Below are 25,868 nucleotides of genomic sequence, written 5' to 3'. Positions count from 1 at the left end.
GCGGGTCGCGCCTTGCCCCGGGGCGCGCTACTTCAGGACGAGCGACGACCACTGCTGGATCCACGGGTCACGCTTCTCGGCGATCTTCTGGGGCGCCATGGTCTCCGGCTTCTCGATCACCACGCCGTGCTTGGTGAACAGCTCCGGCAGGGCCGCGTCCTTCGCCACCGGGTTGACGAACATCTGGAGCGGCATGTCCTCCTGGAACTCCTTGGAGATCAGGAAGTCGATCAGCGCCTTGCCGCCCTCGGGGTTCTTCGCCCCGTTCAGCAGGCCCGCGAACTCGGTCTGCCGGAAGCAGGTGCCGGTGGAGACGCCGGTGGGCGCCACCTTCGGCTGCGGCTCGCCGTACAGCACCTCGACCGGCGGGCTGGAGGCGTACGACACGACCAGCGGCCGGTCGCCCTTGGCCTGCTTGCCGCCGGCCGAACCGGAGAACTCCTGGTTGTAGGCGAGCTCCCAGCTGTCGACGGTCTTCACCCCGTTGGCCTTGAGCTTCTTCCAGTAGTCCTGCCAGCCGTCGTCGCCGTACTTCGCGGCCGTGCCGAGGAGGAAGCCGAGGCCCGGGGAGGACCGCTCGGGGTTCTCCACCACCAGCAGGTCCTTGTACGCCGGCTTCGCGAGGTCGTCGAAGGTGACCGGCGGCGCCAGCTTCTTGTCCGCGAAGTACTTCTTGTCGTAGTTGACGCAGATGTCGCCGGAGTCGATCGGGGTGACCCGGTGCTCCTTGTCGAGCTGGTACGCGGCCGGGACCCGGCCCAGGCCCTTCGCCTCGTACGGCACGAAGATCCCGTTGTCGAGGGCGCGGGACAGCAGCGTGTTGTCGACGCCGAAGAAGACGTCGCCCTGCGGGGAGCCCTTGGTCAGGATCTCCTTGTTGACGGCCTCGCCGGCGTCGCCGCTCTTCAGCACCTTGACGGTGAAGCCGGTCCGCTCGGTGAAGTCCGCCAGCACCTCCTTGGAGGCGTTGAAGGAGTCGTGGCTCACGAGGGTGACGGTCTTGGGCGCGGGCGCGCCGCTCCTGCCCGCCGCCGGGGCTTCGTCGGTGCCGCACGCGGCCAGACCGGTGACGCCGAGCGCCGCGACGATCGCGGCGGCGGCGGCCTTCTTGATGTTCACTGAGATTCCTCCTGGGTGTGACCAGGAAGAGACGCGGCCCCGCCCACCCGAAGGTGAGCAGGGCGCAACAGCTCGAGTTACGACCGAACTTCCTACCCAGAATGACCTGGGCGAGGTTCAGAGGGTCTGCGGTCTACGGTTACCGCACTCTCAGCGCTGTGGCGCTCCCCTGTCGGAATATGGAGATGTGTTCGAGCTCAGACTACAAGGTCAGCGCTCGGCGGCCGCGAGCTGTCCACAGGCGCCGTCGATTTCCTGACCGCGGGTGTCCCGCACGGTCACCGGCACGCCGTGACGGGCGATCGCCTCCACGAAGGCCTTCTCGTCCTCCGGGCGGGACGCCGTCCACTTCGAACCGGGCGTCGGGTTCAGCGGGATCAGGTTGACGTGCACCCGCTTGCCCTTGAGCAGCCGGCCCAGCAGGTCGCCGCGCCAGGCCTGGTCGTTGATGTCCCGGATGAGGGCGTACTCGATGGAGATCCGGCGCCCGGACTTCTCCGCGTACTCCCACGCCGCGTCGAGGACCTCCCGCACCTTCCAGCGCGTGTTGACCGGCACCAGGGTGTCGCGCAGCTCGTCGTCGGGCGCGTGCAGCGAGACGGCCAGCCGGCACTTGAAGCCCTCGTCGGCGAAGCGCAGCATCGCGGGCACGAGGCCGACGGTGGAGACGGTGATGCCGCGCTGCGAGAGCCCGAGCCCGTCCGGCTCGGGGTCCGTGAGCCGCCGGATGGCTCCGACGACCCGCTTGTAGTTGGCGAGCGGTTCGCCCATGCCCATGAACACGATGTTGGAGAGCCGCGCCGGTCCCCCGGGCACCTCCCCGTCCCGCAGGGCCCGCATCCCGTCCACGATCTGGTGCACGATCTCGGCGGTCGACAGGTTCCGGTCGAGCCCCGCCTGCCCGGTCGCGCAGAACGGACAGTTCATGCCGCAGCCGGCCTGCGAGGAGATGCACATGGTCACCCGGTCCGGGTAGCGCATGAGCACCGACTCCACGAGCGTGCCGTCGTGCAGCCGCCACAGGGTCTTGCGGGTGGTGTCGTCGTCGCACGAGACGTGCCGCACCACGGACATCAGGTCGGGCAGCAGCTCTCCGGCCAGCTTCTCCCGCGAGGCGGCCGGGATGTCGGTCCACTCGGCGGGATCGTGCGCGTACCGCGCGAAGTAGTGCGTGGACAGCTGCTTGGCGCGGAAGGGCTTCTCGCCGATCGCGGCGACGGCTTCCTTCCGCTCGGCGGGCGAGAGGTCGGCCAGGTGCCGCGGCGGCTTCTTGGCTCCGCGGGGGGCGACGAAAGTGAGTTCTCCGGGCTTGGGCATGGTGCTACCAGTGTCGCAGACGTACGGGGAAGGGCCCGCCGTCGACGAGACGGCGGGCCCTTCCCCGACGGAACCGTCGGCCGGTTCCCTGCGAAACCGCTGATCAGCCCGTTCCCACGAACAACGCCAGCAGCAGCCACACCACCGGCGCCGTCGGCAACAGCGAGTCCAGCCGGTCCATGATGCCGCCGTGCCCCGGCAGCAGCGTGCCCATGTCCTTGATGCCCAGGTCGCGCTTGATCATGGACTCGCCGAGGTCGCCGAGCGTCGCGCTCGCCGCCACCGCCAGGCCGAGGATCAGGCCCTGCCACCAGGCGCCCTCGTCGATCATGAACTGCATGCACAGCGCGCCCGCCGCCATCGCGAACGTCACCGCGCCGACCAGGCCCTCCCGGGTCTTGCCGGGGCTGATCCGCGGGGCCAGCTTGTGCTTGCCGAAGCGCCAGCCGACCGCGTACGCCCCGGTGTCGCTGACCACGGTCAGGATCAGGAAGGTCAGCACCCGCAGCGGCCCGTCGTCCGCGGTCAGCAGCAGCGCCACGAAGGTCGCCAGGAACGGCACGTAGAACGCGGCGAAGACCCCCGCCGTGACGTCCTTCAGATAACCCTCGGGCGGCTCCGTCATCCGCCAGACGAGCACCGCGAGCGCCGTCAGGGCCATCGCCACCCAGGCACCCTCGGGGCCCCGGACGTAGCCGGCGACGACCATCGCAGCGCCGCCGACCGCGAGCGGGACCAGCGGAGCCTTGATCGCCTTGCGTTCCTGGAGGCGGGAGGTGAGCTCCCACAGGCCGACGACCACGGCGACCGCTACCACCCCGACGAACGCCGGCTTCCAGATGAACAGCGACGCGATGATGACGGCACCGAGACCGACCCCGACGCCTATGGCCGCGCCCAGGTCGCGGCCCGCGCTCTTCTTCTGCCGTGGCGCCGGCGGCGGAGGCGGGGTGGGGCTGGACATGGGCTCCTGCGGGTGCTCGTGCGGCGTCTCGTCGCGGAACAGGGGACCGCTCGGGCGAGCGGCCCCCCGGCCGTGATCGTCCTGGAATCCGCCGGCGGGAACGTCGGGCACGATGGGCATGGGCCGAGTCTGCGCCGCCTGATGCCGATCGTGTGCGGGACCCGCCGGGGCGGGCCCCTGGTCGGGTCCCCCACGGCCGGAACCGGCCGGGGCCCCCCAGGAAGAGTCGTTCATCAGACCTCGAGCAGCTCGGCTTCCTTGTGCTTGAGCAGCTCGTCCACCTGCGCGACGTACTTCGCGGTGGTGTCGTCGAGCTCCTTCTCGGCGCGGCGGCCCTCGTCCTCGCCGACCTCGCCGTCCTTGACGAGCTTGTCGATGGTCTCCTTGGCCTTGCGGCGCACCGAGCGGATCGAGATCTTCGAGTCCTCGGCCTTGCCCTTGGCGACCTTGATGTACTCCCGGCGGCGCTCCTCGGTCAGCTCGGGGAACACCACCCGGATGATGTTGCCGTCGTTGCTCGGGTTGACCCCGAGGTCCGAGTCCCGGATCGCCTGCTCGATGTTGCGCAGGGCGCTCTTGTCGAACGGCGTCACCACGGCCATGCGCGGCTCCGGGACGGAGAAGGACGCCAGCTGGTTGATGGGGGTGATGGCACCGTAGTAGTCCGCCACGATCTTGTTGAACATCGCCGGGTGCGCACGGCCGGTGCGGATCGCGGCGAAGTCCTCCTTGGCGACCACGACGGCCTTCTCCATCTTCTCCTCGGCCTCGAGGAGGGTCTCTTCGATCACCACATGCTCCTGCGTGTCGTCGCGTTGTGTCCTGCACGGTGTACGACCGGCAGGGCTCTGTCCATCCCCTTGCGGGGCGGTTCCCCGGTTCGGGTCAGGCCCGGGTGCCCTGGTCGCTCACGAGCGTGCCGATCTTCTCACCCTTCACCGCGCGAGCGATATTGCCCTCGGCGAGCAGTTCGAAGACGAGGATCGGGAGGTTGTTGTCCCGGCACAGGGTGATGGCGGTGGCGTCGGCGACCTTGAGGTCCCGGGAGAGCACCTCGCCGTACTCGAGGGCGTCGAACTTGACCGCGTCGGGGTTGGCCTTCGGGTCGGAGTCGTAGACCCCGTCCACGCCGTTCTTGCCCATGAGCAGGGCCTCGGCGTCGATCTCCAGGGCGCGCTGGGCGGCGGTGGTGTCCGTGGAGAAGTACGGCATGCCCATGCCCGCACCGAAGATGACCACGCGGCCCTTCTCCAGGTGGCGCACGGCGCGCAGCGGGATGTACGGCTCGGCGACCTGGCCCATGGTGATGGCGGTCTGGACGCGGGAGTCGATGCCCTCCTTCTCCAGGAAGTCCTGGAGGGCGAGGCAGTTCATCACCGTGCCGAGCATGCCCATGTAGTCGGAACGGGCCCGGTCCATGCCGCGCTGCTGGAGCTCGGCGCCACGGAAGAAGTTGCCGCCGCCGATCACGATCGCGATCTCCGCGCCGTCACGGACGACGGCGGCGATCTCACGCGCGATGGCGTGCACGACGTCCGGGTCGACCCCGAGACCGGTGCCGCCGGAGAAAGCCTCCCCGGACAGCTTCAGCATGTAGCGGCCGGCCTTTTTGCCGTTGGTGTCGTCGCCCTGTACGGCGCCCTGGTTCATGGAGATCTCCTCGTGCACATACGAAGGAGGCCATTGCCTTGGGTCCTCGCGGTATCCCGTACGGCAATGGCCTCCTCGTCAGATCTGCGGTCGTCCTGCGCGTGCGCGGACGACTGCCTCAGACCCTACCGGGGTCCGGTGTCCGTCGCGTTCGCGTACGGACTCAGATGCCGACCTTGATGCGGGTGAAGCGCTTCAGGGTGACACCGGCCTCGTCCAGGACCTTCTGGACGGACTTCTTGTTGTCCAGGGCGTACGGCTGGCCGAGCAGCGTGGCGTCCTTGAAGAAGCCGTTCACGCGACCCTCGACGATCTTGGCGATCGCGGCCTCGGGCTTGCCCTCGGCGCGGGTGGTCTCCTCGGCGATGCGACGCTCGGACTCGATGACCTCGGCCGGAATGTCTTCCTTGGTGAGGTACTTCGGCGCGAAGGCGGCGATGTGCTGGGCGACACCCTTGGCGACGTCGGCGTCGGCCTTGTCGAACTCGACGAGGACACCGATCTGCGGCGGGAGGTCCGGCATCGTGCGGTGCATGTACGCGTAGACGAAGCCGTCGGCGTACTGCGCGAAGCGGTCCAGGACGATCTTCTCGCCGAGGTTGGCGTTGGCCTCGTCGACGAACGCCTGCACGGTCTTGCCGGCCTCGATCTCGGAGGCGAGCAGGGCCTCCAGGTCGGCCGGGGCGGTGGCGGCGACGTGCTCGGCCAGCTGGGCGGCGACGGCCTGGAACTTGTCACCCTTGGCGACGAAGTCCGTCTCGCACTTCAGCTCGACGAGGACGCCGGAGGTGTTGTCGTCGGCGATGAGGGAGACCACGGCGCCGTTCTCGGCAGAGCGGCCCTCGCGCTTGGCGACGCCCTTCTGACCCTTGATGCGGAGCGCCTCGACGGCCTTGTCGACGTTGCCGTCGGCCTCGTCCAGGGCCTTCTTGCAGTCCATCATGCCGGCGCCGGTGAGCTCGCGGAGCTTCTTGACGTCAGCGGCGGTGTAGTTCGCCATGAGTCTGTTTCTCTCTCGAAGTCTGAAAGATCGGGCGGGTCCACGGGTGGACGGCGGGGGCTTCGTGGGCCCCCGCCGTCGTCACCCGAAGGTCCTGGAGGGTCAGGCCTGCTCGGCGTCCGCGGCCGGAGCCTCGGCGGCGGCCTCGGCCGGGGCGGCCTCGGTCTCGGCGGCCTCGGCGGCGGGGGCCTCGGCCGGGGCCTCGGCGGCCTCGTCAGCCTTCTTCTCGCCCTCGAGCAGGTCGCGCTCCCACTCGGCGAGCGGCTCGCCCTGGGCCTTCTCGCCCGGCTTCGAGTCGCCGGTCGCGGCGCCGGAACGGGCGATGAGGCCCTCGGCGACGGCGTCGGCGATCACGCGGGTGAGCAGGGTGACGGAGCGGATCGCGTCGTCGTTGCCCGGGATCTTGTAGTCGACCTCGTCGGGGTCGCAGTTGGTGTCGAGGATCGCGACGACCGGGATGTGGAGCTTGCGCGCCTCACCGACGGCGATGTGCTCCTTCTTGGTGTCGACGATCCAGACGGCGCTCGGCACCTTCTGCATCTCGCGGATACCACCGAGGGTCTTCTCCAGCTTGGCCTTCTCGCGGGAGAGGACCAGGAGCTCCTTCTTGGTGAGACCCGAGGCGGCGACGTCCTCGAAGTCGATCTGCTCGAGCTCCTTGAGGCGCTGCAGACGCTTGTAGACGGTGGAGAAGTTGGTGAGCATGCCACCGAGCCAACGCTGGTTGACGTACGGCATGCCGACACGCGTCGCCTGCTCGGCGATGGCCTCCTGGGCCTGCTTCTTCGTACCGACGAACATGATGGAGCCGCCGTGCGCGACGGTCTCCTTGACGAACTCGTAGGCGCGGTCGATGTACGACAGCGACTGGAGCAGGTCGATGATGTAGATGCCGTTGCGCTCGGTGAAGATGAAGCGCTTCATCTTCGGGTTCCAGCGACGGGTCTGGTGACCGAAGTGGACGCCGCTCTCCAGCAGCTCCCGCATCGTGACGACGGCCATGGCCGTATCTCCTTGAGTTTCTCGGTTGTGTTCCTGACGCCCCGGCGCGCCGTGCCACGAAGGACCGAAAGGCGCTGCCACCCGCCTCGAGGACAAGTGGCGGGGCGTGCGAAGTCGACCCGGTGACCCGAGTCGCCATAGGAAGTGTACGGGACCCCGGGAGCGCCGGGTGACGGCGCTGTCCACAACGGGCGACCGATCCACAGATACCGTCCGCGGCTCCCCCGGTCCCCGCGGCCGGGAGAACCTTCCCCCATGCATCTGACGACCGTGTTCCTCGCCCTGACCCTCCTGTGGCCGGTGGGCCCGCCCCCGCCGGAGATCCTCCGCGGCTGGCAGCCCCCGCCCGGCCCGTACGCCGCCGGTCACCGCGGTGTCGACCTCGCCGCGCCCCCGGGCACCCCCGTGCTCGCCCCGGCCGCCGGCACGGTCACCTTCGCGGGCCCGGTGGGCGGCCGCGGCGCCGTCACCCTCACCCTCCCGGGCACGGGCGCTCCCCCACTGCGCACGACCTTCACCCCGGTGACCCCGCTGGTACCGCCCGGCAGCCGGGTCTCACCGGGCACACCGATCGCCCGGGTCACGGAGAACACCCACTGCCCCGCGGCCTGTCTCCACTGGGGCCTCCTCAGGGGCGAGGAGTACCTGAACCCCCTCCTCCTGACGAGGAGGCCCCCGTCACGCCTGCTCCCCCTCAGAAACTGAACACGAACCGGGGGGGGGAGGGAGGGGCAGGGGGGCGGGGAGCGGGGGGGGCGGGGAGGGAGGGGGCGGGGGGAGCCCCGTCGATTGGATCGACCGGTCAGGCCTGGGGGCCGGCGACGCCGTGGAGTGCCATCGCGACCGCCGCCTCGGCGATGTCCGCGGGGTCTTCGGCCGCGCCGAGCTCGATGCGGCGGACGGCGGCGTCGACGACGCCCTGGAGGAGCATGGCGCCCAGGCGGGGCTGGGGCTGGCCCAGGGCGGCGAGGGCTTCGACGATCATGGCGATGAGTCCGCCGTGGGCCGCGCGGATCTTCTCGCGGGCGCCGTCGTCCAGTTCGCTCGCCGAGATGGCGACGACGGCCCGGTGGCGCCGGTCCCCGACGAGGTCGAGCTGGGTGCGGACGTACGCCTCGACCTTGCCGCGCGGCGTCTCGGCGCCGGCCATGGCCGCTTCGACCTCGGCGGCCCAGAGGGGGAAGTCGACGGCGCAGAGCTCTTCGACGACGGCGGCGCGGGACCGGAAGTACTCGTAGACCGACGAGCGGGCCAGGCCCGTGCGCTCGGCGAGGGCGGGGAAGGTCAGCGCCTCCGTACCGCCCTCGGACAGCAGGGAACGCGCGGCGTCCAGGAGGGCGCCGCGCTGCATCGTCCGGTGCTCGGCCACCGAGGCCGCTCGAATCCTGGGCACGGCTCCACTGTACGACCGGCCCGCAAGGTCAGCGGCCGACGTCGGCCAGCTTGGCGCGGAGCTGCAGGACGGACTTGGTGTGGATCTGGCTGACGCGGCTCTCGGTGACGCCGAGGACGTGGCCGATCTCGGCGAGGGTCAGGCCCTCGTAGTAGTAGAGCGTGACGACGGTCTTCTCCCGTTCGGGGAGCGTGTTGATGGCGCGGGCGAGCAGTCGGCGCAGCTCGCGGTCCTCGGCGACCTCGACGGGGTTGTCGGCGGCGGTGTCCTCGAGGGTGTCCATGAGGGAGAGGCGGTCGCCGCCCTCGCCTCCGACGTGCAGCAGCTCTTCGAGGGCGACCACGTTCGCCAGGGACAACTGGCTGAAGACGGCGTGCAGTTCCTCCAGCGTGATGTCCATCTCCGCGGCGACCTCGCTCTCGGAGGGGGTGCGCCGGAGCTGGGCTTCGAGGGTGGCGTAGGCGCGCTCGACGTTGCGGGCCTTCTGGCGGACGGAGCGCGGGATCCAGTCCAGGGCGCGGAGTTCGTCGATCATGGCGCCGCGGATGCGGGTGATGGCGTACGTCTCGAACTTGATCGCGCGCTCGACGTCGAACTTCTCGATGGCGTCGATGAGGCCGAAGACCCCGGAGGAGACGAAGTCGGCCTGCTCCACGTTGGACGGCAGTCCCACGCTGACCCGTCCTGCGACGTATTTGACGAGCGGCGAGTAGTGCAGGATCAGCTGCTCCCGCAGCCGCTCGTCGCCGGTGTCCTTGTACGAGCGCCACAGCTCGTCGAGCGAGGTCGGTGCGGACGGTCGCACGGTGCCCCGGGCTGCTGGGGGCACCGCAGCGCGGTCAGACCCGGAGGTGTGCTGGGGCATGCGTTGCCTTGAGCCGTTCTGCTGTCGGGTGTGTCGGTGCGGGTGTCCTGGAGGGAATCCTGGTGAGCGTAGCGTGAGTGGACTGTCGCGGTGCGCGAACACCGGCGGATCGCGCCGCTCCGGGTGGACGCCGTCGGCCACATCTTCGAACCGGGGCCGTGGCGCGTGTCGGCCCCCCGGTCGCGGCCGAGAGAACTCGGTTGTTCATCTCCAGCACCCTTTCACCCGAATGCTCCGGGTCAAGGACCGCCTCGCCGCGCGTTCGACGCTTCCGTGGCGGTGTTCGTCAACCTCCATCCCTCCCCGTACCGCTCGACGAAGCCGAGCGCGTGGAGTTCGTACAGCTTGGCGAGGGTGTCGTCGGGGGTGGTTCCGGCGCGGCGGGCGATGACGGTGGTGGGGGTGGGGCCGCGGGCGGGTACCGCTTCGAGGACGTGCGCGGTGGCGGGGGCGAGGAGGTCGCGGGGCAGGACGGGGCCCCGGCGTGCGGGGGCGAGCTGGCCGATGTCTCCGACGAGTTCGACGATCTCGTCGACGTCGGTGACGAGGGTGGCGTCGCCGCGCAGGAGTTCGTGGACGCCGGCGGAGAGTGCGCTGGTGACGGGGCCGGGGACGCCCATGGTGTGGCGGCCGAGGCGTCCGGCGGCGCGGGCGGTGACGAGGGAGCCGCTGCGGTGCCGGGCCTCGACGACGACCGTTCCTCGGGTGAGGGCGGCGATGACGCGGTTGCGGAGGATGAAGCGGCTGGGTGTGGGGTGGCTGTCGGGCGGCAGCTCGCCGACGACGAGGCCTTGTTCCGCGATGCGTCGGATGAGCCGGTCGTGGCCGCGGGGGTAGGGGGTGTCGACGCCGCAGGCGAGGACGGCGACGGTGGCGCCGCCGGCGGCGAGGGCGCCCCGGTGGGCGGCGCCGTCGATGCCGTAGGCGGCTCCGGAGACGATGACCCAGCCCTGCCGGCTGAGGCCGGCGGCGAGGTCGGCGGCGGTGTGGGCGCCGTACGGGGTACAGGCGCGGGCGCCGACGAGGGCGACGGAGCGCAGGGCCCAGGTGCGCAGGTCGGCGGGGCCGCGGACCCAGAGGCCGATGGGGCGGGCGTCTTTGAGGTCGTCGAGTTGACGCGGCCATTCGGGGTCGCCGGGGACGAGGAAGCGGCCGCCGAGGGCGTGGACGGCGTCGAGGTCGTGGTCGGGGCGGGCGGCGGTGGCGCGTCGTCGCCAGGAGGCGACGCGTGTGGCTCCGGTGCCGGGGAAGGGGGCGGTGTCGTCCCCGGCGTGGAGGAGGCGGTCGAGGAAGCCGGTGGCGCCGTACTGGCGGAGCCATCGGCCGGCGTGTTCGTCGCCGGGTTCGACGGCGCGGCTGAGGGCGGCGCGGGCCAGGTGTTCTCGGGTGGGGGCGACGGGGGCGGGCGGGGCGGTGGGGCTGCTCGGGGACGTGGGGGCGAGGGTGGGGTCGGTGGTCATGCGGGCGCCCCCGCTCCGGCGGGTACGCCGCGGGCGACGCCGGTGCGCAGTTCGAGGGCGAGGGCGATGTCCTGGCTGTCGGGTCGGTCGTGTCCGGCGAGGTCGGCGACGGTCCAGGCGACGCGGAGGACCCGGTCGAGGCCGCGGGCGGTGAGGAGTCCGCGCTCGATGTCGCGCTCGGCGGTGGCGAGGGCGCCGGGTGCGGCGAGGTGGCGGGTGCGGAGCTCGTGTCCGGGGATCTCGCTGTTCGTCCTCCAGGGGGTGTCCGCGAGGCGGGCGGCGGCCCTGGTCCGGGCTTCGTGGACCCGGGCGGCGACGGCGGCGGTGGTCTCGCCCCGGCCGCTCCGTCCGAGGAGGTCGGCGCGGGTGACGGGTTCGACTTCCACGCGGAGGTCGACGCGGTCGAGCAGGGGTCCGGAGAGCCGTGCCTGGTAGCGGCGGACGAGGGAGGCGGGGCATTCGCATCCGGCGCCGTACAGGGTGTGCCGGCCGCAGGGGCAGGGGTTGGCGGCGAGGGCGAGGAGGAAGCGGGCGGGGAGGCGGACGACGCCGGCGGCGCGGGCGATGACGACGTGTCCGGATTCGAGGGGCTGGCGGAGCGCGTCGAGGGCCTTGCCGGAGAACTCCGGGGCTTCGTCCAGGAACAGTACGCCGCGGTGGGCCAGGGACACGGCGCCGGGCCTGGGGAGGCCGTTGCCGCCGCCGACGAGGGACTGCATGGTGGCGGAGTGGTGGGGTGCGCAGTAGGGGGCGCGGCGGACGAGGGGTTCGCCGGGCGGGAGGATGCCGGCGACGGAGTGGACGGCGGTGACTTCCAGGGATTCCTGCCGGGTGAGGGGCGGGAGGATGCCGGGGAGGCGCTCGGCCAGCATGGTCTTCCCCGCGCCCGGTGGGCCGGAGAGGAGCAGGTGGTGGCCGCCCGCCGCAGCGACTTCCAGGGCGAGGCGGGCGCGGTGCTGGCCGGCGACGTCGGCGAGGTCGGGTCCTTCGGTGGGTTCGGCGGCGAGGCCGGTGCCGATGCCGGCGCCGGGGACGAGGAGTCCGGCGAGCATGGCGTCGGGCCGGCCTTCTTCGCCGGCTTCCTCGTCGGGGACGGGTTCGTCGGTGAGGACGGCGATCAGCTGGCGGAGGGTGCGGACGCCGAGGACGGAGACGCCGGGGACGAGGGAGGCCTCGCCTGCGGTCTGTTCGGGGACGACGACCTGGCTGTATCCGGCTTCGGCTGCGGCGAGGACGGCGGGGAGGACGCCGCGGACGGGCCGGACGCGTCCGTCGAGGCCGAGTTCTCCGATGAGGACGAGGTCGGCGATGGTGCGGGGGTCGATCCGCTCGGCGGCGCCGAGGACGGCCGCGGCGACGGCCAGGTCGAATCCGCTGCCGCCCTTGGGGACGGAGGCCGGGCTGAGGCCGACGGTCAGCTTCTTCTGGGGCCATTCGGCGCCGGAGTTGACGATGGCGGCGCGGACCCGGTCGCGGCTCTCGCTGAGGCTCTTGTCGGGGAGGCCGACGAGGGTGAAGGCGGCGACGCCGGGTTCGAGGTCTGCCTGGACCTCGACGACGACGCCTTCGACGCCGACGAGGGCGACGGAGCAGGTGCGGGCGAATCCCATCAGGCCACCCCCTGGGCGTGGGTGAGGACGGGGGCGCCCTTGCGCGGCAGGACGATGCCGACGAGGTCGATGCGGACGCCGCCTGCGGGGGCCGGGGTGTCGTTGCGGTCGAGCCAGCAGGCGGCGAGGCGGCGGAGCCGCTCGGCCTTGCGGGGTGTGACGGCGGCCATCGGGTGTGCGTAGGGGCCGTCGCGGCGGGTCTTGACCTCGCAGATGACGAGGGTGTCGCCGTCGCGGGCGACGATGTCGATCTCGCCGGTCCGGCCGCAGCGCCAGTTGCGGGCGAGGATGTGCATGCCGGTCGCGGTGAGCCGGCGGGTCGCCAGCTCCTCCCCGTACCGCCCGAGGGCTTGGGTCTTGTTCATGCGGTACCACCTCCGTCACCGACTGTGACGGAGCGGGGTGGACCGCGTGCGGCGCTGTGGAGGGCCCGGGGTCTGTGGAGAACCCGTTCACCCTTGCGGGTGGTTTCGGCTGGTGGGGCGCGGATCGTGGGTGCGGGTGCGGCCTCAGCTGCCGGGGAGTTCGAGGTCGCTCTTGTTGAGTTCCTCGATGTTCACGTCCTTGAAGGTCAGGACGCGGACCTGCTTGACGAACCTGGCGGGCCTGTACATGTCCCAGACCCAGGCGTCGGCCATGCTGACCTCGAAGAACACCTCGCCCTGCACCGAGTGCACCTGCATCTCGTAGTCGTTGGTGAGGTAGAAGCGTCGTTCGGTCTCGATCACGTATTTGAACAGCCCGACGACGTCGCGGTACTCCCGGTAGAGCTTCAGCTCCATCTCGGTCTCGTACTTCTCGAGGTCCTCGGCGCTCATGGCATGTTCCCCTTCAGCCGTGCGTCCCCCTATTGTGCGCCAGTCGTACGCGCCCCTAAACGATTTCCGGGGCGAGAACCACCGGCGCACCCGGAGGTCCCTCGTCGAGCAGCGTGCGCAGCAGCTCGGCGAGCCTGGTCGGGTACACCGTCTCACGGGCCGCCGACAGTTCGGCGGAGGTCCACCATCTCAGCCCCGAGAGGCTCCGGGTCTCCAGTTCCGTGAGGGCCCGCGCCCGGGGTGCGGTCTCCGTCCCGCGGAGGCGGGCCAGGTAGTACCACTCGTCCTGGTCCCAGCGGCGCCCGGCGAAGGGGAAGGAGCAGTACCGCTTCCAGAGCACGGGGCCGAGGTCGACCTCGGTGATGCCGGTCTCCTCCGCGAGTTCGCGGAGCGCCGCCTCCTCCCGGGTCTCGTCGCCCTCCACGCCGCCGCCGGGGGTGAACCACCAGGCGTCGTCCGGGTCCTCGGGCTCGTGGCCGTGCAGGAGCAGGAGGCGGTCGTCCGGGTCGAGCAGGACGACGCGGGCGACCCGCCGCCGTCCGGAGGCCGCGTCCGGTACGGGTTCCGGGCCCGCCGAAGACCCCGGTCCCGGCACCGGCTCCGACTCCGCCACCGGTCCCGATCCCGGCTCCGGCACCGGCTCCGGCTCCGCCATCGGCCCCGATCCCGGCTCCGCCACCGGCCCCGAAGCCTCCGCGCCCGTCATGCCCCCACCTTCTCGCGCGCGCCCGGCCGCGTCCCCTCGGAACGACGGCGGGTCAGGCGGCTCGCCACCGGCCCGTACGCCGCCCCCACGAGGATCAGGACGGTGCCGGCCGCGACGGTCGTGAGGAGCGCCTCGAAGGGGCCCGGCCGCGAGATGCCGCCCGGAAGACCGGCGAAGCCCGTGGGCGGCTCCAGGAGTCCCTTGGCGGGCCAGACGACGGCGTCGACCCTGCCGACGACCGTGGAGCGGGGCACGGAGCCCCGGCCGGCCTCCTCCATGTGCGTGCGGGAGTCCAGCGAGACGTGCCGGTCGTCGCCGAGCAGGAAGAGGTTGTCCCGGGGGACGGTCACGGAGAAGTCCTGGCCCGAGGCGATCGTGCGGCCGCCGGGCCCGGGCAGGAGGTACGGCTCGTCGACGGGCTCGCCGTTGACGGTGAGCCGCCCGTCCCGGTCGCAGCAGGCGACGGTGTCGCCGCCGACGGCGGCGACCCGCTTGACCATGGGCGAGGCGCCCCAGAGGGGGTCGTGGAAGACGACGACGTCGCCGCGCCGCACCTCGTCGCCGTCGATCCGCTGGGCGAGGATCTTGGATCCGACGTCGAGGGTCGGGGTCATGGAGTCGGTGGGGACGGTGTACGGCTGGTAGAGCACGGCCCCCCAGACGAACCCGCCGAGGAACAGCACACAGCCGACGGCCACGGCCAGCCCCGACAGCACCCTGCCGAGGCGGCCGCGGCCGCCCTTGGTCCGTATGGTTCCGCTCATGTGCGCACCCCGTAGGTCTGTCGGCGGACCGCAGGTCTGTCGACGGCCCGGGACGGCACCCTACCCGCGGGTCGCTACTCGGCGGTATGCCGTGCGGCCCGCTTCTTCCGGCGCCACAGCACCAGTGGGAGCGCCCCCGCGAGGCCGGCCGCCCCGGCGGGGGCGGCGGCCATGGCCTTGTCGAGCGCGGGCTGGTCGAAGACGTCGGGCACGGGGAGCGTGGCCCAGCGGGTGACCGGCCAGGCGACCACGACGGCACGGCCCACGACCTCGTCGTTCGAGACGGTGCCGCCGCCGGGGAGCTGCTGGTGGAAGCGGGAGTCCAGGGAGTTCTGCCGGTTGTCGCCCATGACCCAGATCCGGTCCTTGGGGACCTTGATCGGACCGAAGGAGTCCTGGCAGGGCACCGCGCCGGGGGCGAGGTACGCGCTCTCGTCCAGGGCCACGCCGTTGAGGACGACCTTGCCGCCCTCCTTGCAGGAGACGGTGTCGCCGCCGACCGCGATGACGCGCTTGATGAGGTCCTTCTCCTCGGCGGAGGGCATGAGGCCGATGAAGCTGAGGAACTTCTGCACGACGTTCGGGCTGGGCGTCTCCTGGCCCTCGAGCCAACCGCCCGGGTCGTGGAAGACGACGACCTCGCCGCGCTCGGGCTCGGACCCGAACCAGGGGGTCAGTTTGTCGACGAGTACCCGGTCGCCCTTCTGGAGGGTGTTCATCATCGATTCCGAGGGGATCGAGAACGCCTGCACCAGGAAGGTCTTGATCAGCAGGGCGAGCACCAGGGCGATGCCGACGAGGAGGGGCAGCTCCTTCCAGAAGGAACGCTGCTTCTTCGGGGGCCTGCCGGGCCCGCGGACCGCTTCGTCGTCGCCCTCGCCCGGCGTGCCGCCGCCCGGCGGCTGCACCTGCTCGTCACCCGTCACGTCGCCACCCGCCGTGTCATCGCCGAAGGCCCCGTCGGCCCTCTTCTCGGGCTCATCGTGTCCGGATCGTGCGCCGACGGCCAAATCCCCCACATCCACTCCTCAGTCCGTGCGAACGCCCGCCCCGGGTCAGGGACAGGCCCACCACTCCCATAACGAGCAGAAGTTCCGCAGGGGTCGGGAGCCCGGGCAATCCGTTCAGAATGCGCGGGGACACACTATGCGACGAACCTGAGGCGGTCCCGGCGGCGGCTCCCCCGCCGGGGACGGCGGAGAAGGTGTCCCGCTGTTCCAGGGTGCGCCAGTGCCCGAAGGGCCAGGCGATCACCACGGCGCGTCCGACGACCTGTTCCTCGGAGACGGTGCCGTGGTCCTTCTCGTCGAGGTGGAAGCGGGAGTCGGCCGAGTCGGAGCGGTGGTCGCCCATGACGAAGATGCGGCCCCGCGGGACCTTCACCTCGAACGGGATCTTCGACGGCGGGTTCCCGGGGTGCAGGTACGGCTCGTCGAGCGGCACGCCGTTGACGCTGATCCGGCCGTCCGCGCCGCAGCAGCGGACGGTGTCGCCGCCGACGGCGACGACCCGTTTGATGAGGTCCCGGTCGTCGGCCGAGGGCAGCAGGCCGATGAAGGTCAGGGCCTGCTTGGCCTGCTTGATGCCGACCGGGGCGTCGGCGGCCGGGGCGGCCTCCTGCTGGAGCCAGTTGCCGGGGTCCTTGAAGACGACGACGTCGCCGCGCTGCGGATGCGCGCCGAACCAGGGCGTGAGCTTGTCGACGAGGACCCGGTCGTCGATCCGGATCGTCTGTTCCATGGAGCCGGAGGGGATGACGAACGCCTGCACCAGGAAGGTCTTGAGGACGAGCGCGATGAGCACGGCCACCGTGATGAGGACCGGGACCTCCCGGATCGCGGAGCGCTGCCGGCGCCGCTTGACCTTGCGGGCGAGCCTGCGGCGTTCGGCCCGTCCGGGCAGGGCCGCGCCCTGCCCCTCGGCGGGGCCGCCGGGCGGACGGCCCCGGCTACCCATGGGCTCCCGCTCCGTGTCCGCCGGCCGGTGGGGCCGGTACGGCGGCGAAGGCGTCGGTGCCGGGCACGGTGGACCAGCGGCCGAAGGGCCAGGCGATCCAGTCGGCGCGGCCGACGACCCTGTCGACGGGGACCATGCCGCCGCCGGCGCTGCCGAGGTGGTCGCGGGAGTCGCTGGACTGGCTGCGGTGGTCGCCCATCACCCAGAGCCTGTCCGGCGGGACGACGATGTCGAAGGGCACGCTGGAGGGGCGGTCGCCGAGCATCACGTACCGCTCCTCGACGGGGGCGCCGTTGACGGTGAGCCGGCCGTCCTTGTCGCAGCAGACGACCCGGTCGCCGCCGGTGCCGACGACCCGCTTCACGAAGTCGGTCTCGTCGGGCTCGGCGAGGCCGAGGGCGGCCGCCCCGTCGTGCAGGAGTCCGGTGACCGGGTTGCTCCGGGGCTGCTCGTCCACGAAGGAGCCGGTGCCGTCGAAGACGACGACGTCTCCGCGGGCGGGCTCGTTGCCGAAACGGTACGCCAGCTTGTTCACGAGGATCCGGTCGCCGACCTGGAGCGTCGGTTCCATGGAGCCGCTGGGGATCAGGAACGGCTGGACGACGAAGTGGCTCAGGAGCAGCAGGAAGGCCACGCAGGCGCCGCCCACGAGGGCGGGGCGCCGCCAGGAGGAGCCGGGGCTCCGTTCTTCGTCGGCCACGGGTTCTTCGAGTCCCGCGGGTTCTTCTGGCCCCGCGGGTTCTTCGAGCCCCGCGGGTTCTTCGGTCCCCGTGGACTCTTCGGTCCCCGTGGACTCTTCGGTCCCCTCGGCCCCTGCGGGCCCGGAGCCGTCGGGAACGCGCGCGGAGCGCGACCCTTCCTCCGGACCGGAGGAATCCGTGTCGGAAGAGGGGTCGCGCTCCGTGTGCTGTGCTTCGGTGTCCATCGCTGGCAGAGCCTATCCGGCCTGTCCGTGCGGGGAGTCGGAAGCGTGGGGCGTGCCGGGAGCCGGGGCTCAGCGGTCGCGCTTCTCCTTGATCTTGGCGGCCTTGCCGCGCAGCTCGCGCAGGTAGTAGAGCTTGGCGCGACGGACGTCACCGCGGGTCACGAGCTCGATCTTCTCGAAGATCGGGCTGTTCACCGGGAAGGTGCGCTCGACGCCGACGGAGAACGAGACCTTGCGGACCGTGAAGGTCTCGCTGACGCCCGAGCCCTGGCGGCGGATGACGACGCCCTTGAACTGCTGGATGCGGGAGCGGTTGCCCTCGATGACGCGCACGTGGACGTTCACGGTGTCGCCGGGACGGAAGGCGGGGAGGTCGGAGCGGAGCGAACCCGCGTTGACCTGGTCGAGCAGGGAGGCCATGGAGGTCTCTTTCCTCGCTGATGCCACAGGTCATCAGCGGTACGTTCGAATGAATTCGGGATGTCGTACGTCTCCGGCGGCGTCGTTCCCCCTGTGGCAGGGGCGCGCGCCGGACGGACGGCAGCGGCCTATTCTTCCACGTCCTGGACCTTGCGCCAAAATCGGCCGCCGGGCTCGGGCGCCCACCCCATCATCGAGAGGACCTCGCGGTCCTTCTTGTCGAAGGCGGCGGGGTCGCAGCGTTCGATGAGATCGGGCCGGTTGGCCGCGGTGCGGCGGAAGGCCTCGTCGCGCCGCCAGCGGGCGATCTTGCCGTGGTGTCCGCTGAGGAGGACGTCGGGAATGGTCCGGCCGCGCCACTCGGGGGGCTTGGTGTAGACGGGGCCTTCCAGCAGGTTGGCCATGGCGCCGGGGGCGAAGGAGTCGTCCCGGTGGGACTCGGCGTTGCCGAGGACGCCGGGCAGCAGGCGGGCGACGGCCTCGGTGACGACGAGGACGGCCGCCTCGCCGCCGGCGAGGACGTAGTCGCCGATGGAGACCTCGTAGACCGGCATCCGGGTCGCGTACTCGTCCATGACCCGGCGGTCGATGCCCTCGTAGCGGGCCGGCGTGAAGATCAGCCAGGGCCGCTCGGAGAGCTCGACGGCGAGTTCCTGGGTGAAGGGGCGGCCGCTGGGGGTGGGGACGACGAGGACCGGGCCGTGCGCGCCGGCCTCGTAGCCGTCGGCGAGCGTCTGGTCGAGCGCGTCGCCCCAGGGCTCGGTCTTCATGACCATGCCGGGGCCGCCGCCGTAGGGGGTGTCGTCGACCGTGTTGTGCCGGTCGTGGGTCCAGTCCCGCAGGTGGTGCACGTGGACGTCGAGCTGCCCGCGCGCGCGTGCCTTGCCGACGAGGGAGACGTTCAGCGGTTCGAGGTACTCGGGGAAGATCGTGACGACGTCGAGCCTCATGCCTGCTCCTCGGCGGCCTCGTCGCCGGGCTCCTCGCCGTCGTCCCGGGAGGAGACGATCTCGGCGCGGTCGTCGATCAGGCCGGGCGGCGGGTCGATCACGGCCCGCTGCTCCTCCAGGTCGATCTCGGTGACGATCTCCTCGACGAAGGGGATCATCAGCTCGGTGCCGTCGGGGCGCTCGACGATGAAGAGGTCCTGGGACGGCAGGTGGGAGATCTCGGTGATCCGGCCGATCTCGGTGCCGTCGGCGAGGACGACGTCGAGGTCGATCAGCTGGTGGTCGTAGTACTCGTCCTCCTCCTCGGGCATCTCCGTCGGGTCGACCTCGGCGATGAGGAGGACGTTGCGCAGGGCCTCGGCGGCGTTGCGGTCGCGGACGCCCTCGAAGCGCAGCAACAGCCGGCCGCTGTGGACGCGGCCGGTCTCGATGGTCAGCGGCCCGGCGGAGGCCGGGTCGGTGAGCAGTACGGCACCGGGGCCGAGCCTGAGCTCGGGCTCGTCCGTCCGCACCTCGACGGTGACCTCGCCCTTGATGCCGTGGGCGCGGCCGATCCGCGCGACTACCAACTGCACTGCTCCACACTCTCCTGTCACACAGCTCGTACGTACGACAACGGGCCGGGGCGGGCTCTTCAGCCCTCCCCGGCCCGTGCCGGCACAACTTAAGGTGATGCTGCCGACCTCAGCGGACCTGGTCCACGTCGACGAGGTCGACGCGGATCCCCCGGCCGCCGATGGCGCCCACGACGGTGCGCAGCGCACGCGCGGTGCGGCCGTTGCGACCGATCACCTTGCCGAGGTCGTCGGGGTGGACCCGGACCTCCAGCACGCGGCCCCGGCGCAGGTTGCGCGAGGCGACCTGCACCTCGTCGGGGTTGTCGACGATGCCCTTCACGAGGTGCTCGAGAGCCTCCTCGAGCATGATCAGGCCTCGGTCGACTCGGTCGACGCGGCCTCGGCCTCGTCCGCCTTCTTGTCGGCCTTCTTGGCCTTCGGGGTGATGGCCTCACCCTTGTCGTCGCCGCCCTCGAGGGTCTTCGCGAACTCGTCGAACGAGGAGCGCTTCGCCTCCTTCGTGGCGGGGACGAGCAGAGCCTTCTCGGGGGCCGGCAGACCCTTGTGCTTCTGCCAGTCGCCGGTGAGCTTCAGGATGGCGAGAACCGGCTCGGTCGGCTGGGCGCCGACGGACAGCCAGTACTGCGCACGCTCGGAGTCGACCTCGATACGCGACGGGTTGTACGTCGGGTGGTAGAGGCCGATCTCCTCGATCGCGCGACCGTCACGACGGGTGCGCGAGTCGGCGACGACGATGCGGTAGTGCGGCTGGCGGATCTTACCGAGGCGCTTGAGCTTGATCTTGACTGCCACTGGAGTGGTGTCTCCTGGTCTTGACGTGGTTGGGCACTTGAGATGCCACGTGGGGTTGCGGTACTCGGATGCCCGATGGACGCGTCAGCCGGAGGAGAGAGGGGTCCTGTGCGACTGTCGAGTACAGCTAGCCATTGTGCCACACGCCGCCGACTCAGTTGGCGGCGCCCACTGTCTCGGGGATGCGGAAGGGCTTGCCGCAGCCGCCGCAGACGATCGGCGCCTGGGCGAGCACCGAGGGCACCACGCGCACGTTCCGCCCGCAGTCGCAGACGGCCTTGACGCGCACGCCGCCGCCCGAGGAGCCGTGCCGGGCGGCCGGTCCGCGGAAGGAGCGCTTGGTGTCGGCGGCCGTGGCGACCGTGTGCGCCTTGAGGGCGCGCTGGAGCCGCTCGATGGTGGGCCGGTAGCGGCGCCTGGCCTCGGGGTTGAGCGTGACCAGGGAGAAGCCGCTGCTGGCGTGCGGCTCCTCGGGATGGTCGAGGCCCATCTCCTCGGCGATCGCGAGGAATCTGCGGTTGTGGTAGCGGCCGGCGCGGGAGGTGTCGCGGACACCTCGGGCGGCGGCGATGCCGTGGACTGCCTCGTGGAGCAGTCTTTCGAAGGAGAGTTCGGCGCCGCAGGCGGACGAGGACTCTCCGATCAGGGACTCGGGCGCGGCAAGGTCGGGCAGCTCGGGGTGGTGCCGCTGAATGTCGGCCCACGCCTGTGCCAGCTCTGCGGCGAGAACAGGTGGTGTCGTGCTCACGTCGCGTACAACGAGCCGAAGTGCCCCCGGGTTCCATTCCGGGGCATCCCAAATATTTTGCACTTACCCGTCAGTCGCCCTTGATGTGTCCCGACGCGGGGCCAGTGCCCCGATCTGCGGAGGAGTCACGCAGGGAACGTCAAGCCGGTGCTTAGTGGCGCATACGCCCCGGCGCGTGATTGCGAGGTGCGCGCCCCCTGAAGGGGCCGGGGCGGTCGGGAAACCGTGGCGGGCACACTACCGGGTCCACGCGCGGGACGGCGCACGGCCCTCCCCCGGGCGAATGGTCCGGCGCGACCACTGGACGCGGCCCGGGATGCGCAGTTCCCTGACTACGGGGGGCTGTCGTCCACGTACGGATTGGGGCGCTTTTCCATGACACCTACGCTCGTCCCGCACCACCCCGCGCGCGACTGGGCCGAGATCCAGGAACGGATGCTGGTCCCGCTCTACGAAGCGGTGTACGACCGCCTGGACGTGGGCGCGGGGTCCCGGCTGCTCGCCCTGGACTGCGGCTCCGGCCTGGCCCTCCTGATGGCGGCGGCGCGGGGAGCGCGGGTCGCCGGCGTGGAGCGGGACCACGCGCGCGCGGAGCTGGCGAGGGAGCGGCTGCCGGAGGGCGTCACGGTCACGGAGGAGCCCCCGGCCGACCTGCCCCACGACGTGATCACGGCCTTCCACGCGACGGACGGGATCCTCCCCGAACTCCGGGCGCTCACCCGTACGGCCCAGTCGGGCACGGCCGTCGTCCTCGCCGACTGGGGGCCGCCGGAGCGGTGCGCCACGGAGTCGGTGCTGCGGGTCGCGGCCCGGCTCGCGGACCGCGGGCCCGCCCCGGGGGCCGACCTGGACGCGCTGGTGGCCGGGGCGGGGCTGCGGCCGGCCGGCTCGGGCCGGGTGGCCTGTCCCTTCGGGTACGCGGACGGGGCCAGCGCGGTGCGCGGGCTGCTGTCGACGGGTGCCTTCGACGAGGCGGTCCGGGCGACGGAGCCCTCGCAGGTGGAGAAGGAGATCGAGGAGGCGCTCGCCCCGTACGTCCGCCCGGACGGGACGGTGTGGATGCCGAACGTCTTCCGGTACGTGGTCGCCAGGGTGGCGTAGTCCGTCAGCGGGGTGGCGTAGTCCGTCAGGTCGGGATCCTGGATCCGGGACGTCGGATCCAGGATCCGGTCCGCCGCCCCCTCAGCCCCCCTCCTCCCCCGCCCTCCGGCGCACGATGCCCGCCGCGCGGTAGGCCGCGTCCTCCTCCAGGGTCTCGTCGGCCAGGAGCGCCTCGGCCAGGGCGTCCAGCTTGTCGCGGTGCTCGCGGAGCTGTCGCACGGCGCTCTCGTAGCACTCGTCGACGATGCGCCGCATCTCCTCGTCGACGGTGTCGAGGGTGGCGGGGGCGGCGGAGAGCCCGTAGGCCTGCTGGGCGTCGTTCGGGATGGCGGTGAGGCGGCCGACGCGTTCGCTCATGCCCCAGCGGCCCGCCATGCCCCGGGCGATGTTGGTGACCTGTTCGAGGTCGCTCTCGGCGCCGGTGGTGACGACGCCGAAGACGACCTGTTCGGCCGCCATCCCGCCGAGGGCGCCGATGATCCGGCCGCGCAGGTAGTCCTCGGTGTAGGCGTACTTGTCGGCGTCGGGCGTCGACAGGGTGACGCCGAGGGCCCGGCCGCGCGGCACGATGGTGATCTTGCGGACCGGGTCGGCGCCGGGCTGGAGCATGCCGAGCAGGGCGTGCCCGCTCTCGTGGTACGCGGTCCGGCGCCGCTCCTCCAGGGGCATCACGAGGGGCCGTTCGGCGCCGAGCTGGACCTTCTCCAGGGCGTCGGACAGATCGGACCGGGTGACGGCCTTCTGGGCGCGCTTGACCGCGAGGAGGGCGGCCTCGTTGGCGAGGTTGGCGAGCTCGGCGCCGGTCATGCCGGGGGTGGTCCGGGCGACGTGCGCCAGGTCGACGTCCCGGGCGAGCGGGATCTCCCGGGTGTGGATCCTCAGGATGGCCTCGCGGCCGCCCCGGTCGGGCGGGTTGACGTGGACGATCCGGTCGAAGCGGCCCGGCCGGGTGAGGGCCGGGTCGAGGACGTCGGCGCGGTTGGTGGCGGCGAGGACGATGACGCCCTCGGAGCCGGTGAAGCCGTCCATCTCGGTGAGGATCTGGTTGAGGGTCTGCTCGCGCTCGTCGTGGCCGCCCATTCCGGAGCCGCCGCCCCGGGCCCGGCCGATGGTGTCGATCTCGTCGATGAAGATGATCGCGGGGGCGACCTTGCGGGCCTCGGCGAACAGCTCGCGGACGCGGGAGGCGCCGACGCCCACGATCATCTCGATGAACTCGGAGGCGGAGGCCGAGAAGAACGGCACCCCGGCCTCGCCCGCGACGGCCCGGGCCAGCAGGGTCTTGCCGGTGCCGGGAGGGCCGGCGAGGAGCACGCCGCGGGGCATCTTGGCGCCCATCTCGCGGTAGGCCTGCGGGTTCTTCAGGAAGTCGACCACGTCGTTGAGTTCGCCCTCGACCTCGTCGATGCCGGCGACGTCCTCGAAGGTGGTGCGCTTGCCGCCCTCCAGCTCGACCGGTTTCGGCGGCTGCTTGCGGCCGAGCATGCCGCCCGCACCGCCCATGCCCGCGCGCATCCGGCGGGCGATGAACACCCACAGCACGACGAGCAGCAGCATCGGCGCCAGCGAGATCAGGAGGTTGGCGAGGAAGCTGCGCTCCTGGACGACGGGCCGGGCGGTGACGACGACGTTCTGTTTGGTCAGCTGCGCCCAGAGGTCGTCGTCGGCGAAGGCCGGGCGCTGGGTCTGGAACTTGGTGTAGTCGCCCTCGCCGTCGGGGACGGGCCGCTTGTCCTTCAGCTGCCCCTGGATCGCGTCGCCCTTGGAGTAGATCTTGGTGACGTTCCCGGCGGCGACCTGCTTGTCGAACTCGGTGTACGAGATCGTCGGACCGTCGCCCTCGTTGAAGAACGACAGCACGATGTTGGCGATCAGGTACACGACGAGCGCGGTGAGGATGAGGCTGCCCCAGCCTCCCGGCATCCTCTTCTTCGGCGGCGGGGGCGGCGGGGCCCCTTCCGAGCGCCAGGGCTGATCGGTCCGGTCGCGCGGGGGTACGGGGTTGGCCACGTGGCTCTCCTCGGGGCGGCAGTGGCCCCAGTATCGAAGAGCGGGACAAGCCCGGCATTACGGGTGGGCTGACCGTACGAAAAGGGGCCCGGGGCGGTCTCGCACCGCCCCGGGCCCCACGGGCTCGATCAGCTCGGTCGCTCACGAGCCCCCTCGTACGCGCCTCAGCCCATGAACTTCTTGAACTCCTCCGGGAGCTCGAAGTCCTTGGGGGCCTGCCCCGCCGCCGGGAGGCCGAACGCGCCGCCCGCCTGCGCCTGCTCGCGGCGCTCGGCCGCGGCCTGCTCCTCGGCCTTCCGCTTCATCGGGTTGCCGCTCTTGCGCTTGCCCTTGGCCTGCTTGACCTGCTTCTTCTGCCGGCCGGGGCCGCCGCCCATGCCCGGGATGCCCGGCATCCCCGGCATGCCGCCGCCCTGCGCCATGCGGGACATCATCTTGCGGGCCTCGAAGAACCGCTCGACCAGGCCCTTGACCGCGCTGACCTCGACGCCGGAACCCTTGGCGATGCGGGCGCGGCGGGAGCCGTTGATGATGGTCGGGTCCTGGCGCTCGGCCGGGGTCATCGACTTGATGATGGCGCCGATGCGGTCGACCTCGCGCTCGTCGATGTTGGCGATCTGCTCCCGCATCTGGCCCATGCCGGGCAGCATCCCGAGCAGCTTGGAGATGGAGCCCATCTTGCGGACCTGCTCCATCTGGGCCAGGAAGTCGTCGAGCGTGAAGCCCTCGCCCTTCTTCGAGGCGAGCTTCGAGGCCATCTTGGCGGCCTCTTCCTCGTCGAAGGTCTGCTGGGCCTTCTCGATGAGGGAGAGCATGTCGCCCATGCCGAGGATGCGGGACGCCATGCGGTCCGGGTGGAACGCGTCGAAGTCGTCCAGCTTCTCGCCGTTGGAGGCGAACATGATCTGCTTGCCGGTGACGTGCGCGATGGAGAGCGCGGCACCACCGCGGGCGTCGCCGTCGAGCTTGGAGAGCACGACGCCGTCGAAGCCGACGCCGTCGCGGAAGGCCTCGGCGGTGTTGACCGCGTCCTGACCGATCATGGCGTCGACGACGAAGAGGATCTCGTCGGGGCTGACGGCGTCGCGGATGTCCGCGGCCTGCTGCATCAGCTCCTGGTCGATGCCGAGGCGGCCGGCGGTGTCGACGATGACGACGTCGTACAGCTTGGTCCGCGCGTACTCGATCGAGTCCTTGGCGACCTGGACGGGGTCGCCGACGCCGTTGCCGGGCTGCGGGCCGTAGAAGGCGACGCCAGCGCGGTCGGCGACCACGGAGAGCTGGTTGACGGCGTTCGGGCGCTGGAGGTCACAGGCGACGAGCAGCGGGGAGTGGCCCTGGCCCTTCAGCCAGAGGCCCAGCTTTCCGGCGAGGGTGGTCTTACCGGCACCCTGGAGACCGGCGAGCATGATCACGGTGGGGCCGGACTTGGCGAACCGGAGACGTCGGGTCTCGCCACCGAGGATGCCGACGAGCTCCTCGTTGACGATCTTGATGACCTGCTGGGCGGGGTTGAGGGCCTGGGAGACCTCCGCGCCCAGCGAGCGCTCCTTGACCTGCTTGATGAAGGCGCGGACGACCGGCAGGGCGACATCCGCTTCGAGCAGCGCGATACGGATCTCGCGCGCGGTGGCGTCGATGTCCGCCTCGGACAGACGGCCCTTGCCGCGGAGGTTCTTGAAGGTCGCTGCAAGGCGGTCGGAGAGGGTATCGAACACGG

At 71.4% G+C, this 25,868-nt stretch carries 28 protein-coding genes; 2 read left to right on the top strand and 26 right to left on the bottom strand.

Going from position 1 to position 25,868, the window contains the following annotated elements; translation table 11 throughout:
• Positions 1-27: 27 nt before the first annotated feature.
• From IE180_RS28445 to rpsB, 7 genes are all read right to left on the bottom strand, one after another.
• Positions 28-1,119 carry a thiamine ABC transporter substrate-binding protein gene (locus IE180_RS28445; RefSeq protein ID WP_190159819.1) on the bottom strand — a complete coding sequence of 364 codons (1,092 nt, stop codon included), beginning with the start codon at positions 1,117-1,119 and terminating at the stop codon, positions 28-30.
• A gap of 210 nt (positions 1,120-1,329) precedes the next feature.
• On the bottom strand, positions 1,330-2,436 hold the full coding sequence (gene rlmN / locus IE180_RS28440) for a dual-specificity RNA methyltransferase RlmN (protein WP_190159818.1): 1,107 nt from the start codon (positions 2,434-2,436) through the stop codon (positions 1,330-1,332).
• A gap of 103 nt (positions 2,437-2,539) precedes the next feature.
• A complete protein-coding gene (locus IE180_RS28435; RefSeq protein WP_190159817.1) occupies positions 2,540-3,634 on the bottom strand; it encodes a phosphatidate cytidylyltransferase in 1,095 nt (364 codons plus the stop codon).
• Complete coding sequence (gene frr, locus IE180_RS28430; RefSeq protein WP_026057589.1) at positions 3,634-4,191, bottom strand: ribosome recycling factor; 558 nt, start codon at positions 4,189-4,191, stop codon at positions 3,634-3,636. Before frr ends, IE180_RS28435 begins: the two co-directional genes overlap by 1 nt.
• Before the next feature lie 94 nt (positions 4,192-4,285).
• Entirely contained in the window at positions 4,286-5,050 is a 765-nt protein-coding gene (gene pyrH, locus IE180_RS28425) for a UMP kinase (RefSeq protein ID WP_190159816.1), read from the bottom strand.
• A 163-nt stretch (positions 5,051-5,213) separates the two neighbouring features.
• Positions 5,214-6,050: a translation elongation factor Ts gene (tsf, locus tag IE180_RS28420; protein ID WP_190159815.1), complete on the bottom strand. Its 837-nt coding sequence runs from the start codon at positions 6,048-6,050 to the stop codon at positions 5,214-5,216.
• 102 nt (positions 6,051-6,152) lie between these two features.
• Positions 6,153-7,052 (bottom strand): 30S ribosomal protein S2, encoded by a 900-nt coding sequence (rpsB, locus tag IE180_RS28415; protein ID WP_190159814.1) that lies wholly within the window; start codon positions 7,050-7,052, stop codon positions 6,153-6,155.
• A 255-nt stretch (positions 7,053-7,307) separates the two neighbouring features.
• Between rpsB and IE180_RS28410 the strand changes: the two genes are divergently transcribed.
• Positions 7,308-7,757 (top strand): murein hydrolase activator EnvC family protein, encoded by a 450-nt coding sequence (locus tag IE180_RS28410; protein WP_190159813.1) that lies wholly within the window; start codon positions 7,308-7,310, stop codon positions 7,755-7,757.
• 97 nt (positions 7,758-7,854) lie between these two features.
• Here the strand turns inward: IE180_RS28410 and IE180_RS28405 are convergent, their stop codons facing one another.
• The 17 genes from IE180_RS28405 to IE180_RS28325 all read right to left on the bottom strand — a co-directional run bounded on the left by IE180_RS28405 (position 7,855) and on the right by IE180_RS28325 (position 21,037).
• Positions 7,855-8,403, bottom strand: a complete 549-nt coding sequence (locus IE180_RS28405) for a TetR/AcrR family transcriptional regulator (RefSeq protein WP_190159900.1) — start codon at positions 8,401-8,403, stop codon at positions 7,855-7,857.
• 70 nt (positions 8,404-8,473) lie between these two features.
• Entirely contained in the window at positions 8,474-9,310 is an 837-nt protein-coding gene (whiG, locus tag IE180_RS28400; RefSeq protein WP_190159812.1) for an RNA polymerase sigma factor WhiG, read from the bottom strand.
• 239 nt (positions 9,311-9,549) lie between these two features.
• Positions 9,550-10,770, bottom strand: coding sequence for a DNA-processing protein DprA (gene dprA, locus IE180_RS28395; RefSeq protein WP_190159811.1), 1,221 nt, complete (start codon positions 10,768-10,770; stop codon positions 9,550-9,552).
• The gene (locus IE180_RS28390; RefSeq protein WP_190159810.1) at positions 10,767-12,380 is read right to left on the bottom strand and encodes a YifB family Mg chelatase-like AAA ATPase; all 1,614 of its coding nucleotides are present in this window, start codon (positions 12,378-12,380) and stop codon (positions 10,767-10,769) included. The genes dprA and IE180_RS28390 overlap by 4 nt, the downstream gene beginning before the upstream one ends.
• Positions 12,380-12,745, bottom strand: a complete 366-nt coding sequence (locus tag IE180_RS28385) for a YraN family protein (protein WP_190159809.1) — start codon at positions 12,743-12,745, stop codon at positions 12,380-12,382. Before IE180_RS28385 ends, IE180_RS28390 begins: the two co-directional genes overlap by 1 nt.
• 144 nt (positions 12,746-12,889) lie before the next feature.
• Positions 12,890-13,198 (bottom strand): DUF2469 domain-containing protein, encoded by a 309-nt coding sequence (locus IE180_RS28380; RefSeq protein ID WP_005311352.1) that lies wholly within the window; start codon positions 13,196-13,198, stop codon positions 12,890-12,892.
• Positions 13,199-13,253: 55 nt separating this feature from the next.
• Entirely contained in the window at positions 13,254-13,853 is a 600-nt protein-coding gene (locus tag IE180_RS28375) for an NUDIX hydrolase (protein WP_190159899.1), read from the bottom strand.
• Between the two features lie 47 nt (positions 13,854-13,900).
• Complete coding sequence (gene lepB / locus IE180_RS28370) at positions 13,901-14,668, bottom strand: signal peptidase I (RefSeq protein WP_190159808.1); 768 nt, start codon at positions 14,666-14,668, stop codon at positions 13,901-13,903.
• A 74-nt stretch (positions 14,669-14,742) separates the two neighbouring features.
• On the bottom strand, positions 14,743-15,678 hold the full coding sequence (gene lepB / locus IE180_RS28365) for a signal peptidase I (RefSeq protein WP_190159898.1): 936 nt from the start codon (positions 15,676-15,678) through the stop codon (positions 14,743-14,745).
• Positions 15,647-16,624 (bottom strand): signal peptidase I, encoded by a 978-nt coding sequence (gene lepB / locus IE180_RS28360; RefSeq protein ID WP_190159807.1) that lies wholly within the window; start codon positions 16,622-16,624, stop codon positions 15,647-15,649. The genes lepB (IE180_RS28365) and lepB (IE180_RS28360) overlap by 32 nt, the downstream gene beginning before the upstream one ends.
• Entirely contained in the window at positions 16,617-17,549 is a 933-nt protein-coding gene (lepB, locus tag IE180_RS28355; protein WP_229860987.1) for a signal peptidase I, read from the bottom strand. The genes lepB (IE180_RS28360) and lepB (IE180_RS28355) overlap by 8 nt, the downstream gene beginning before the upstream one ends.
• Positions 17,550-17,618: 69 nt before the next feature.
• Complete coding sequence (gene rplS, locus IE180_RS28350) at positions 17,619-17,969, bottom strand: 50S ribosomal protein L19 (RefSeq protein WP_015036473.1); 351 nt, start codon at positions 17,967-17,969, stop codon at positions 17,619-17,621.
• Between the two features lie 128 nt (positions 17,970-18,097).
• Positions 18,098-18,919: a tRNA (guanosine(37)-N1)-methyltransferase TrmD gene (trmD, locus tag IE180_RS28345; RefSeq protein WP_190159805.1), complete on the bottom strand. Its 822-nt coding sequence runs from the start codon at positions 18,917-18,919 to the stop codon at positions 18,098-18,100.
• Positions 18,916-19,494 carry a ribosome maturation factor RimM gene (gene rimM, locus IE180_RS28340; protein WP_190159804.1) on the bottom strand — a complete coding sequence of 193 codons (579 nt, stop codon included), beginning with the start codon at positions 19,492-19,494 and terminating at the stop codon, positions 18,916-18,918. Before rimM ends, trmD begins: the two co-directional genes overlap by 4 nt.
• Positions 19,495-19,603: 109 nt before the next feature.
• Positions 19,604-19,843, bottom strand: a complete 240-nt coding sequence (locus IE180_RS28335; protein WP_020868149.1) for an RNA-binding protein — start codon at positions 19,841-19,843, stop codon at positions 19,604-19,606.
• A gap of 2 nt (positions 19,844-19,845) precedes the next feature.
• Positions 19,846-20,289 (bottom strand): 30S ribosomal protein S16, encoded by a 444-nt coding sequence (rpsP, locus tag IE180_RS28330; protein ID WP_190159803.1) that lies wholly within the window; start codon positions 20,287-20,289, stop codon positions 19,846-19,848.
• 154 nt (positions 20,290-20,443) lie between these two features.
• A complete protein-coding gene (locus IE180_RS28325; protein ID WP_030690647.1) occupies positions 20,444-21,037 on the bottom strand; it encodes a hypothetical protein in 594 nt (197 codons plus the stop codon).
• A gap of 375 nt (positions 21,038-21,412) precedes the next feature.
• Between IE180_RS28325 and IE180_RS28320 the strand changes: the two genes are divergently transcribed.
• Entirely contained in the window at positions 21,413-22,138 is a 726-nt protein-coding gene (locus IE180_RS28320; protein ID WP_190159802.1) for a class I SAM-dependent methyltransferase, read from the top strand.
• An 81-nt stretch (positions 22,139-22,219) separates the two neighbouring features.
• Here the strand turns inward: IE180_RS28320 and ftsH are convergent, their stop codons facing one another.
• Positions 22,220-24,148, bottom strand: a complete 1,929-nt coding sequence (ftsH, locus tag IE180_RS28315) for an ATP-dependent zinc metalloprotease FtsH (protein WP_190159801.1) — start codon at positions 24,146-24,148, stop codon at positions 22,220-22,222.
• A gap of 164 nt (positions 24,149-24,312) precedes the next feature.
• Entirely contained in the window at positions 24,313-25,866 is a 1,554-nt protein-coding gene (ffh, locus tag IE180_RS28310; protein ID WP_190159800.1) for a signal recognition particle protein, read from the bottom strand.
• Positions 25,867-25,868: the final 2 nt, after the last annotated feature.

It is taken from the genome of Streptomyces litmocidini, assembly GCF_014649755.1.
In the GTDB taxonomy this organism is placed as follows: domain Bacteria; phylum Actinomycetota; class Actinomycetes; order Streptomycetales; family Streptomycetaceae; genus Streptomyces; species Streptomyces litmocidini.
This window is presented reverse-complemented; position numbering and strand designations above follow the sequence as displayed.